This window comes from Carnobacterium alterfunditum DSM 5972 (assembly GCF_000744115.1).
GTDB classification, from domain to species: Bacteria; Bacillota; Bacilli; order Lactobacillales; family Carnobacteriaceae; genus Carnobacterium_B; species Carnobacterium_B alterfunditum.
The window spans coordinates 874,305-887,012 of record NZ_JQLG01000004.1; the positions used below are offsets into that span (position 1 = coordinate 874,305).

Consider the following 12,708-nt stretch of genomic DNA (forward strand, 5'->3'; position numbering starts at 1 on the left):
TTAATTTACCTCCTGTTTTTCTTTTATTATTGTTAAAACTTCTTGTTTTGTTTTTGCTGCTTTTAACGCTTTTAATCTGTCCCCATCACTAAGAATTTTTGTTAATTGTGACAAAGCTTTTAAATGAGACTTATTATCTATTGCTGCTAACGTGATAATCATATCCACTGCATGGTTTGGTTCATCTAGCAAGCATACTGATCTATCTAACTTTAAGAATGTCATCCCTAATTGGTTTACACCAGTTTCAGGACGAGCATGCGGGATAGCAATTCCTTGTCCCAAATCTATATATGCTCCATGTTCGCGAATACTATCAATAATCGCGTCGGTATAACTTTCCTCAATATATTTTTTCTTTATTAACGGTCTACTGCTCAATTTAATTGCTGACTCCCAAGAGAGACCTTCAGCTGAACTAAACTGAATCATATCTTCTGTAATTAGATCTTCTAACATTGGCAATTCATCCCTTTCCTGTTCATGCTGAGTTATTATTCTTTTCGATAAATCTTTATACAATTTTTCTTCGTCAATTAAAATAGCATGTTTTTTAATTATTTTCATCAGATCCTGCACATTAAATGTTGACAAGCCAGTAAGCTTGAAATCATTCATCACATTTTGCAAGAGATAATTTTTAGTTGTTTGATTCATGATTGGTTTTACAATATATAATTTTTTATCTGTTCGAATATAAACGGTTGAAAAAATCATATCGTAGGATTCCTCAGATAAATTTTTCAATTCGTTTACAGAATGCTCACCTAACCAATGAATTTGAGGAAACAACTGTTTCAATTCTGATATTAAGATCAATGAAGAACTAATACCATTTGGGCAAATAACTATAGCATGATAAGTTTTAGTTTTTTTTATTTCTCGTTTAAACTGTCCGCCAAAATGGATAGTAAAGTACGCAATTTCTTCATCTGGTATTTCTTCCATTTTCAGCATTTTTTGAAGTGGCACCAGTGCTTGTTTTACAAAAACAAATAGTTCTTTATGTTCTCTTTTTATTTGATTAACCATAGAGTTTTCTAATTTCATTCCAAATAACAAACGATAAAAAGTAGGAACAACATGCATATATAGTGATTCTCGTAGTGCTTCCTTATCTTCAAACTCTATCATAGCTACTTGTTCCATTGTATTAATAATATCTTCTGTTAATTGATAAAATTTTTCATCTTTATAAAGAGAAGTATTTCCTTCGGCTATTCCTAAAAGTAATCTTGTTATAAATCCGACCTCATCTTCAGAGTAAGGAAGATGAAAAAATTGTGATAAAATTTTGCTACTGATTTGATTCATGCTACTATTTTGCAAAACTTCTTTTTCTTCTTGTGTAAAAGAAGACTTCACTCTTTTTTGTCTTAAATAAATAAAATAAATTAGCCCTACGACATCTCTTAATCGATCCTCTACTAATTTTATTTGCAACTCTCCAGCTAGATTTTCAATCATCTTCTGTAGTTGATCTAATTTAAGTTCTTCGTTCCAACTTTTTGCTATATAATTTAAAGCCCACGGACCTATAGCCGTTTGTAATATAGAAGATATACAATAGGCAGCCATCCTTCGTTTGTCTAATTCTTCACCTTCTAAATAATATCCATTACTTCGTGTATACTTTAAATAAATATTATATTGACTGCATTTTGTTCTAAGTTTATTTATATCACTTAGTGTTGTATTTTTGCTTACTTGAAGTAATTCTTGGTAGTGATAATTAGAGATATTTTCTTTTCTAATAAAAGTATATAAGTAAATCAGATGCTGTCGTTCATCCTCCTGTAGAAAAATTTGACTATTCTTTAATTTAGCTTGTATTTCTATTTTTTGGATAATCAAACTTTCAGGTACTTGGTACTCTCCATCTTTGATAGCTATTTTTAAAAACCCTAATTTTTCCAGTGTATCATTTAACTCATGAATGTCACTCTCCAAACTTTTAACTGATTGATTAAGAAAAACACTTAATTTCCATATATCTAAATGAGGCATCTGAATCATATGATTCAGTAAGGCTAATAACCGGTTATCAAACATACTTTACCTCCTTACAAATTAACTATACTATGAAAACGTTCTCTTTATTATAATAATTCAGTCCAGTTTTATTAAATTTCTTCAGAGCTTATTGGGCTGAAGTAAAATAAACCTGGAATTTTATACTAAACCAATAAGGGTGTTTAAAAAACCTTGTCCTTTAAAATGACGAACCATAAGAATTTAATTTCTAGGATCCGTCATTTTAGTAGTTTAAGTTCTTTCAATAATATATTCGTTATAGCCTGAATAATTCATACTTTTTCTAAAACGCTCTGGAAAAGCTGTTATAACGCTAGTTTGAGTTAATTTTCTCAGCACCCTTTGGGTGTGCAAAAAGAACCCCAATCTGCTATGGTTAAAGCGACTAAACATAACCAAAGAAAGGGGTTCTCTCTATGGCAACTTTACATGAAAATCGTTTGCTTTTCAATTCAAACATTACGGTATCTCACTCTGGGGGTAATTTATCCTCAGATTCCGGATTGATATTAGTTAAGGAATTCATGCACACCATTAATTTCTCTAACATTTTGAAACAAACCCTCACTATTAACGATGATCGACTTTACTATAACCATGCTAATCATTCAATTATTGAACAAATCCTTTTTCAATTGATTGCTGGATATCAAACGGATTCTTCGGCTGACGTTTTATCAAAAGATCCCATTTTCCAGAGTCTATTAGCTAAAGAGCAACTCGCTTCACAACCGTCTATTTCTCGTTTATGGGATCGGTTAAGTCAAGAAAACATTTCCCAATTACAAGAAGTCAATCAAATCCTGATTGATAAAGTACGTACTGCTCGTAATACAACTGAAATGATTTTTGATCTAGACTCAACACATTCGGATACCTTTGGCAATCAGGAGAAGTCGAATTATAATGCCCATTACCAAACGAATGGCTATCATCCACTTGTTGCCTTTGAAGGTCTGACTGGCGACTTTTTGAAAGCAGAACTTCGTTCTGGTAATGTGTACACATCCAATGGTGTTGCAGATTTTGTCCGACCACTTTTTGACCATTACCAAGAAACCGTACCTGTAAGTTCTATTCTAGTGCGTGCAGATAGTGGTTTTGCAACTCCTGAATTATATGAACTGTGTGAAAAACGTCAAAATTTTTATATTGTTCGATTGAAATCGAATCGCAACTTAGGAAAAATCGCTGAGCAATTTGTATCTATAAATGACCAGCAGGATTGGGATAAAAAAGAAGTTCACTACGCTTCTACACTCTATCAAGCTAAGAGCTGGACACATCCACGAAGAATTTGTATTAAATCTACGCGCGAAGCAACCGAATTGATTGCTCGACATGAATTTATCATAACCAATTTATCAGAGAACCTTTCTGCAGAAGCGGTCTTTCAAACCTATTCTAAAAGAGGCACCATGGAAAATTACATTAAAGAGGCCAAAAATGGATTTTATTTCGATAAAACCAACAGTCCTCGTTTTTTAGAAAATCATGCACGTATGATGGTGAGTGTACTAGCTTACAACATCGTCAATTTTATGCGTACTCTTTGTTTTACGAAAGAAACCAAAGGTTTTCAAGTTTCAACTATTCGTTTGCTCTTATTTAAAGTAGCGGGTAAACTTGTTCATTCTGGACGAAAAACCTTTTTAAAACTCAGTTCCTATCACGTTTACCATGAACTCTTCCATAAAATCTTGCGGAATATTCAGCATTTCAAATGGCAGTAGCACTCACACCTAATGGAATAGTTTAAAAAAAAAGGCTAATTTCAAGGGGTTAGTATGCCTAAAAATCTTAATTTTCTGACAAAAAAATGAGTGACTTGGAAATTTGAAGTAAAATAAGTAAACCTAACAAACTAATGACCTGAAAGAAGTGAAAAATGCACCAATTATTATTTTTTTTAAAAGTATGAATCATTCAGGTATAGTATAACATTTTAAGTTTTATTAAATAAAACTTACTATCATTTATATTTTCAATCACCCCAGCAATGGAATAAAAACATCGACATATTAAATTATTTAAAGTAATATATTTAGAATCTTATTAAATTAAGGGCTCTTTTAAGAGGAAAAAAGCTTTTTTAGAAGAAACCTTAAGATTGAAACGTGAACAAGGTTTCACTGTTCCTTAAGCCTTAGATGTTCACCTCCTACTCGTCATAGTTAATAACGAATAGAAAGTGAAAAGTGTTTCCTAAGAATAAAAATCACACTTACAAGTTTCCCTTTAAAACATGAAATTGCTTAAAATCGTGTATCAAATAGTAATCGTATCTTGAAATTTGAATAGAATAACTCATAATTGAAAATAGCCAAGGGGGAAATTTTTATGAAAAGAAAACAAATGTGGGATAAGTTTATAAAACAACATTCAGAATATAAGAATAGCCGTTACAGTGCGTGGAGTTATGGAGCACTTGTTGATCAACTAGCAGAATTGACTGTAAAAAATATCAAAACGGCTACAGCTTCTGCTTATGAATTATACGCAGTAGATAACGATCCATTGCCACAAGTAAATGATTTTAATATTATTTTAGGTAGCAATGATGAAGCTGTTTGCATAACTAAAACAACCAAAGTTTCGATTGTTCCGTTTCTCGAAGTTTCTGAAGAGCACGCTTTTAAAGAAGGAGAGGGAGATAGATCATTAGATACATGGAGAAAAGAACATACTGAGTTATTTACACAATGGTATGAAGAAGTACATCTTGAGATTCATGATAATATACCAGTTGTTTGCGAAGAATTTAAAGTAGTTTATAAATAGATATTTTTCATGGATACATGAAATTACATAGAATAGTGTATCTGGAACCTCGTTAAATCAAAGTTATTTTTAGACGATATCCTAATCTACAAAACACCATAATATAATAAAAATCCTTGAATCGATACAAATAAAAATAAAGCTATATTAAGCCAGCCATTTAAATAGAGTCGTTTTGTTATAGGTAATAATAAAAAGAAAGGTATTCCTTTGAAAACAATAGTCTTTAAAAGGTTGATGAGGTTATATGTAAGTAAAATAATCATCATTATTATTACAGTAATGATGTTTAGTTTGAACACGAATGACAACTTTGCTAAATTGGATATTTAAAAGAAAAAAAAGACTAGATAGCTAGTCTTTTTTAGTATATATACATGATATTTAATGAATAATCGATAATTACCTGATTAATTTTGGTGGTCTTACCACTAAGGTTAATATGAAACCCCCGACAGCGAGCATACTTGCGATAAAGAAAGCATGAGTATCCTGGCTCGTTAACCCCAGAATAAACGGTCCCGCTAAAGAGGCCACACCATAAGCCTGATAAATCAAGCCATAGTTCGATCCGAAATAAAACGAACCAAAATAATCACTTGTGATGGCCGGGAACGTGGCTAGAAATCCGCCGAAACTGCTGACTATCAGTGCAAGGATCAAAAAATACACAATAGCGTTATGTGTCCAGAAGCTGAGCGTCAGCATTGAAAAGGCTGTGATGAGGAACAACAAACTAAACACTTTCAGTCTTCCGAAAATATCGGATACAGCCCCCCATCCGATTCGGCCGGATGCATTGGCTACAGCGGCGACCGCTACAGAGTATCCTGCAATTTGAGGCGTGAGACCAACAACTTCCCGCGCGATATCCTGTGCTAGTCCAATGACGATAAGACCGCTTAAACTGCCTAAAAAATAAATGATACATAAAAGATAAAATGTTCTTGTTTTTAACATCAAAGTCGGTTTAAAGTCGATTTCGTTTACCAGAATTGTCGTTCTTCCTTCTGATTGTTGAGGAACACTGAGCATTTGAGCACCGATCAATCCGACGACAGCGTAAACAAATGCCTGTACGAGAAAGGTTTGAGATACACCAATTGTCTGAATCAGATAACTCAAAACAAAGTTGAAAACGAAGCCACCTAATCCGAATGCACCGATAATGATGCCGGTGATCATCCCTTTCTTTTTAGGATACCATTTAAGCGACGTAGATAACGGACAGACATATACCATTCCGACACCTATCCCTCCCAACACGCTATAGCCTAAATACAGCATCGGGAGCGAACGTGCCATCGAGGCGACGATTAATCCCGAACTAAAGAAAAGTATCCCGATCGTTGCGACTTTTCTGGGACCGATTTTATCCTGCAGGCGACCAGAAAAAATTGTAACAAATGCAAAGATAAAGATAATTAATGAATAGGCCGTGTAAACTTCCGTACGTTCCCAACCGTAAGCATCGATTAAAGGCTGATTAAACAGGCTCCAAGTGTAAACACCTCCGATACAGAGCTGCATTAAAACACCACCCAACAGCGCCTGCCATCGTTTTGTCTCAATAGATTTTTCTCGCATTCCCATCTCCCCTTTTTTAGAAGTATAAAGAAAGAAGCCCTAAAAATAAAGAGGATTGAAGAAATTTAAATAATAACATTAACCTGAATAATTCATACTTTTTCTAAAACGCTCTGGAAAAACTGTTCTAACGCTAGTTTGAGTTAATTTTCTCAGCACCCTTTGGGTGTGCAAAAAGAACCCCAATCTGCTATGGTTAAAGCGACTAAACCTAACCAAAGAAAGGGGTTCTCTCTATGGCAACTTTACATGAAAATCGTTTGCTTTTCAATTCAAACATTACGGTATCTCACTCTGGGGGTAATTTATCCTCAGATTCCGGATTGATATTAGTTAAGGAATTCATGCACACCATTAATTTCTCTAACATTTTGAAACAAACCCTCACTATTAACGATGATCGACTTTACTATAACCATGCTAATCATTCAATTATTGAACAAATCCTTTTTCAATTGATTGCTGGATATCAAACGGATTCTTCGGCTGACGTTTTATCAAAAGATCCCATTTTCCAGAGTCTATTAGCTAAAGAGCAACTCGCTTCACAACCGTCTATTTCTCGTTTATGGGATCGGTTAAGTCAAGAAAACATTTCCCAATTACAAGAAGTCAATCAAATCCTGATTGATAAAGTTCGTACTGCTCGTAATACAACTGAAATGATTTTTGATCTAGACTCAACACATTCGGATACCTTTGGCAATCAGGAGAAGTCGAATTATAATGCCCATTACCAAACGAATGGCTATCATCCACTTGTTGCCTTTGAAGGTCTGACTGGCGACTTTTTGAAAGCAGAACTTCGTTCTGGTAATGTGTACACATCCAATGGTGTTGCAGATTTTGTCCGACCACTTTTTGACCATTACCAAGAAACCGTACCTGTAAGTTCCATTCTAGTGCGTGCAGATAGTGGTTTTGCAACTCCTGAATTATATGAACTGTGTGAAAAACGTCAAAATTTTTATATTGTTCGATTGAAATCGAATCGCAACTTAGGAAAAATCGCTGAGCAATTTGTATCTATAAATGATCAGCAGGATTGGGATAAAAAAGAAGTTCACTACGCTTCTACACTCTATCAAGCGAAGAGCTGGACACATCCACGAAGAATTTGTATTAAATCTACGCGCGAAGCAACCGAATTGATTGCTCGACATGAATTTATCATAACCAATTTATCAGAGAACCTTTCTGCAGAAGCGGTCTTTCAAACCTATTCTAAAAGAGGCACCATGGAAAATTATATTAAAGAGGCCAAAAATGGATTTTATTTCGATAAAACCAACAGTCCTCGTTTTTTAGAAAATCATGCACGTATGATGGTGAGTGTACTAGCTTACAACATCGTCAATTTTATGCGTACTCTTTGTTTTACGAAAGAAACCAAAGGTTTTCAAGTTTCAACTATTCGTTTGCTCTTATTTAAAGTAGCGGGTAAACTTGTTCATTCTGGACGAAAAACCTTTTTAAAACTCAGTTCCTATCACGTTTACCATGAACTTTTCCATAAAATTTTGCGGAATATTCAGCATTTCAAATGGCAGTAACACTCACACCTAATGGAATAGTTTAAAAAAAAAGGCTAATTTCAAGGGGTTAGTATGCCTAAAAATCTTAATTTTCTGACAAAAAAATGAGTGACTTGGAAATTTGAAGTAAAATAAGTAAACCTAACAAACTAATGACCTGAAAGAAGTGAAAAATGCACCAATTATTATTTTTTTTAAAAGTATGAATCATTCAGGATTAATTAATGATATTATTTAAATAAATTAGGTGAAATAATTTTGTTTACAACAATACTAGGTGTGGGATCTTATTTTGTACCTTTACTAAACAACGGAATTATTAAATCAGAAATAGTTGCAGAAGCTGCTCAGAGTAAATATACTCATAATCATGGGGCGTATACTTTTTATAAGATAACCAGTTACATGTCATACTCGGCTGCAAAAAAATGGTACCACAAGGTAAACAGATTAAAGGTATATCCAATTTATTAGCAATTGCTGGTGGTATCTATAAAAAATTGGGCTGGTGGATTGATAAAAGTATAGCTAAAATTGGTATTTTCAGGATATCCATAGAGATAACATACATCAATAAATATAGCTTTAGATTTCAATACCTAAGACTAAAATGGTATAACCTACAATTAAGGCAATTATAAAACCCAGTGCTGTAACGATTAACGCAGCTTTTTTGTTAGACGCTAGTAATGGAAAAATTCCATCTCCACTGGTTGCAATGCCTGCTGCAATTAAAGCCGCTACTGGAAAATTTTGGATAGTTATAAAGGCAACCGCAACAGAAATCATCCCGCCACACCCTGGTGTAGCTCCTATGAGGGCAGCAATGATTACCACAACGAAAGCTGATGAAGTCATCCACGCATCAAAAGTCTCTGGTCCTACTAAAATATCAATGACATAATTAGCAATTAATAGTCCAGCAAATACATAAACAATGACAGTAGAAATGTCTAATACGGCATGCAATAAAGTTGTTTTCATATTGTTGTCGCAAGAACACTCACTTCCTTTGTAATTAAACTTATACACAAGATAATAAATAATTGAAAAAATTGTAAATAAAATGGCTACCCAAACTGATAAGTCATCATAACCTGTAATACCACCACCCCATAAAGCCATTATTGATCCAGGTAGCAAAAAAGCACTAAAAGTTAGAATGAAATAAAATCCGACATACTCAACAACTACATATGGTATTGTTGTTGCTTTACTTGCGGGGTAATTTTTTTTGACACTTTTATTTTGGAACTCATACACGTTGGCATTTATTCCAAGCATATCAACTAGATAACCAACAATAATAGCAACAATAGCGCCTACCAAAGTGACTATTAGAAATGCTTTTAGATTTGCGGCAACACTCGCTTCGTCAGAAGCCCCAAGTAATACAAATGATCCTTCTCCTAATGTTGCTATAAATGCAGCAAATAATCCACCAAATGATATTTTTTTATTCTTATATAACGATGAAACCACAATTGTTGCGCCGCACCCTGGTATTATCCCTAACACTGCTCCGATTATAGGATGAGCCCAACTCGGTCCTATTTGATTATTTCCTGAAAGTTTCCCTCTTGACGCGTAAGTAATTAAGGAAACACCGATAATTGAGATAGAAATATAACCACCTATAACACCGGTAGCTTCAAGGTTTTCCAGTATGAAGCTCCATAAATTAAAATCCATAAAATGTTTCGTCCTTTCATTTTTTGTTGGTAACTGATTCAAAAAAATATATATAATAATGATTATTATTGTCAATTAAAACTAATCTGTAAATTTTTTAAATCAATACATGAAATTAGATACAATAGTGTATCTGGAACCTCGTTAAATCAAAGTTTTTTTAGACGATATTTTAATCTACAAAATACTATAATATAATAAAAATCCTTGAATCGATACAAATAAAAAAAATAAAAATGAAGCTATATTAAACCAGCCATTTAATTTGTCGTTTTTTGAAATGATTCTATCTCTTTTAATAATGCAGATAAACTTAGAAGTAACATCATAAAGTGTATTGTTTCATTAGTATTATTTGTAACGAATCCATAAACCGCGAATATAATAATAAGTACTGCTAAAATAGAATTTAGTTTTTTTAACATAAGGCGACATTCTTTCTTTGCCACTGTGTCCCTCTTAATAGCTTAACAAACATGGTTATATAAAAGAAAGCTTATTAAGTAAACAAGAAATTCTTGATTCTATTTAATATATTTATTTATAGAGTTTTTTATTCTTCTAGTTTCTCTTTGGAATTCCAATAAGGTATGACTTACTCTTTTTTCAATCAAAGTAAAAAATCCCCTTTGCCTTTTTGGTAGGGGATTTGTTTACGCTATATTAAAATTTTCAGCAGGACACTATTTTTAAAATTCTGATTTATCAAATTAAGCTAGACAAAATATCTTCACTCATGTAACTCAAAAATACTTCCAATGGCGTTTGATACTTCAATGATTTTCTTGGAATATTATTTCTCTTGTCTGCAACAGAGGAAACAAACGATTGGTCGACTTGATTAAAATCCATTTCTTTTGGCAAGCCATCTTTTCGGAGGAGACCGTTAGAATTTTCGTTTAAAGCGCGTTGTGAAGGTGTTCCAGGATCCGCAAAATAAATGGCGCTATCGTGGCGGTTGCATAATGATTTCCAGTTAGAAAATTCTTTTCCACAATCAAACGTGATAGAGCGGAATAAGTTTCTTGGAATGACTTGAAACCAATGATTCATAGCTGTTTCAATGTCTCTGGCCTTACGTCCATCAGATTTCAAGGTAATAATGACTTTCGACAGACGTTCCACTAACGTTATAATGGCACTTTTATGCTGGACACCTACAATGGTGTCGCCTTCTATATGGCCAAATTCTTTAGTGAATTGAGGGTAATCTTTCACTCTTTCTGCGATATTCCGCTTGAAAGCTTGTTTTCTTCGACGTTCTTTATGACCATTTGGCTTTCTTTTCCTCTTCATTGGGAGTGTGGTTTCATCAAAGATTTTTTCTTTGAATTGGCGGTAAAGGGTACGAACAGAACACTTAATGGACTCTTCCGCCCGACCAATAATGACATCAGGAGTCCAACCTTGAGCGACTTTATCTTTAATGTAGGCCTGTTGTTTCTTTGGGAGAACGATTCTGTGACGCCCGCAACGCCTTTTATTTTCCTTGTACTGTTGGTAATACTCAAGGGCTGTATGGCCTTCTTTTAAGAAGTTGATGACGGTATAAATGGGTGTACGGGTTCGGTTTAAATAGATGGCTATTTTGGCAACTGAGATATTTTTGTGGTAATAAGATTCTATCATCACTAGCTCATCCGTGGTAAGATGTGTGTAGGTCATTCGTGATCACTCCTATGTCTTCTTTTGTCGGAAATACATTTTGAGTGTACCACGAATGGCTTTTTTATTTGTCTAGCTTAATTTTACAATCGGCGTTTTTAGATGGTAATGAAAAAATACCTAATATAATACTTACGAATACAATAATATATAGTTCTTTGTAAGTAATACTAATGTTTGAATTGTTTCTTACAAAGAAATAGTTATATAAAATTAAAAGAAGAAAAAAATTTGCCATAAGGTTCGAAGTTTTTTTAAAAAAAATTTGTATAACATTAAAGTAACTTTGCTTCATATATAACCACCCTCTTAACTATAGAAAAACTTACTTTGTCTCTAGTATTATCTCTTATTTTAATAGAAAAGTAACGCACCCTTTGATTTACAACTAGCAACCATTGGTTTACATTTATCAAAGAAGGACTCTATTATTTAAAAGCAATAGAGTCCTTCTTACATTAAACAAACGATTCTACATAGAATCGTTTATCCATAAACTAATTAAATTAAAGGCTTATACAAAAAGGGAAACAGCTGCTAAAATCAAGCGACTGTTTCCCTTTTTATTGCGCAGATAAAAACTAAAAAACATCCGAATGCGTCCCCGTTCGGATAAAAGAGACAAGCTTTTGAGAAGGGTAAAATTTATAGATCAATAGCCAATCGCTATTGCGTCCAGAAATATGACACTCCCAACAATCGAGATAATCTTTTGTCGGCTCTAAGATATGAGCACGGTATTCTTCTTCCAGTAAGGGCACTTCTTCAACGATCATTTGTATAACCGTTTTGAGTTTTTCAAGATTAGCATTTCGTTTCTTTAGTCGTTTCAGGTCTTTTTTGAATTTGGTTGTCTGCTTCATTTCTAACATACCAACTAATCTCCTAAAGCATCTTTAAAAAGATCGTCAACAGAAGTGTAGCTTTTTCCAGTTCCATTTTTGACCATTTCGTCCGATTCCTTAATTGCTGCAAGGGTTTCGGTATTGAATTTTGCTTGTTTTGGTTGAAATGGCAGACCGTTTTCTGCGATTACTTGCCTGAAAAAGACGTTAATAGCGGTGCTCGTGTCCATACCTAGGTTATTTAAAACGGCTACGGCCTGACTTTTAACGGTTTCGTCAATACGAACTTGTACGACCGCTTTTTTTTGTTTTGTTTCCACTTAAATCGCCTCCTTATTAATCTTAATTATACGCTAGTGTAATGCAATTGTAAATACATTGTAGTGCAATTTGTTTTATGTGAATACATGAAATTGCTTAAAAAGGGTATGAAGAAACTTGTTAAATAAAGAGTTTTCTTTTTATAGTACAGGAAATAAATTTAAGTGCAGCTAGCGATATGTGACACTTTTCCAATGAAAAAATGATCATCAAATACAGATAGTATCTGTTCGTATTTTTTTAAAAAG

Annotated in this window: 10 protein-coding genes; 3 read left to right on the top strand and 7 right to left on the bottom strand. The window is 33.6% G+C overall.

All coding sequences use genetic code 11. From position 1 onward, the window contains the following. Complete coding sequence (locus BR50_RS04545; protein WP_034546684.1) at positions 1-2,052, bottom strand: BglG family transcription antiterminator; 2,052 nt, start codon at positions 2,050-2,052, stop codon at positions 1-3. Positions 2,053-2,450: 398 nt separating this feature from the next. Between BR50_RS04545 and BR50_RS04550 the strand changes: the two genes are divergently transcribed. After that, entirely contained in the window at positions 2,451-3,767 is a 1,317-nt protein-coding gene (locus BR50_RS04550; protein ID WP_034546678.1) for an IS1380 family transposase, read from the top strand. 607 nt (positions 3,768-4,374) lie between these two features. Next, a complete protein-coding gene (locus BR50_RS04555; RefSeq protein ID WP_034546687.1) occupies positions 4,375-4,815 on the top strand; it encodes an ASCH domain-containing protein in 441 nt (146 codons plus the stop codon). Positions 4,816-5,217: 402 nt separating this feature from the next. Here BR50_RS04555 and BR50_RS04560 read toward each other — a convergent pair whose 3' ends face one another. Then, the gene (locus tag BR50_RS04560) at positions 5,218-6,402 is read right to left on the bottom strand and encodes an L-lactate MFS transporter (RefSeq protein ID WP_034546689.1); all 1,185 of its coding nucleotides are present in this window, start codon (positions 6,400-6,402) and stop codon (positions 5,218-5,220) included. 236 nt (positions 6,403-6,638) lie between these two features. Here BR50_RS04560 and BR50_RS04565 point away from each other — a divergent pair, with 236 nt between their 5' ends. Next, positions 6,639-7,955, top strand: coding sequence for an IS1380 family transposase (locus tag BR50_RS04565; RefSeq protein ID WP_034546678.1), 1,317 nt, complete (start codon positions 6,639-6,641; stop codon positions 7,953-7,955). Between the two features lie 567 nt (positions 7,956-8,522). On the opposite strand, the gene BR50_RS04575 is transcribed toward BR50_RS04565, so the two are convergent. From BR50_RS04575 to BR50_RS04600, 5 genes are all read right to left on the bottom strand, one after another. After that, complete coding sequence (locus BR50_RS04575; RefSeq protein ID WP_034546694.1) at positions 8,523-9,629, bottom strand: putative manganese transporter; 1,107 nt, start codon at positions 9,627-9,629, stop codon at positions 8,523-8,525. A gap of 260 nt (positions 9,630-9,889) precedes the next feature. Further along, positions 9,890-10,078: a hypothetical protein gene (locus BR50_RS04580; protein WP_034546697.1), complete on the bottom strand. Its 189-nt coding sequence runs from the start codon at positions 10,076-10,078 to the stop codon at positions 9,890-9,892. 256 nt (positions 10,079-10,334) lie between these two features. Next, positions 10,335-11,294, bottom strand: coding sequence for an IS30 family transposase (locus BR50_RS04585; protein ID WP_034546699.1), 960 nt, complete (start codon positions 11,292-11,294; stop codon positions 10,335-10,337). Positions 11,295-11,875: 581 nt separating this feature from the next. After that, the gene (locus tag BR50_RS04595; protein WP_034546703.1) at positions 11,876-12,166 is read right to left on the bottom strand and encodes a type II toxin-antitoxin system mRNA interferase toxin, RelE/StbE family; all 291 of its coding nucleotides are present in this window, start codon (positions 12,164-12,166) and stop codon (positions 11,876-11,878) included. Between the two features lie 5 nt (positions 12,167-12,171). Beyond that, positions 12,172-12,459 carry a type II toxin-antitoxin system RelB/DinJ family antitoxin gene (locus tag BR50_RS04600; protein ID WP_034546705.1) on the bottom strand — a complete coding sequence of 96 codons (288 nt, stop codon included), beginning with the start codon at positions 12,457-12,459 and terminating at the stop codon, positions 12,172-12,174. Positions 12,460-12,708 lie beyond the last annotated feature (249 nt).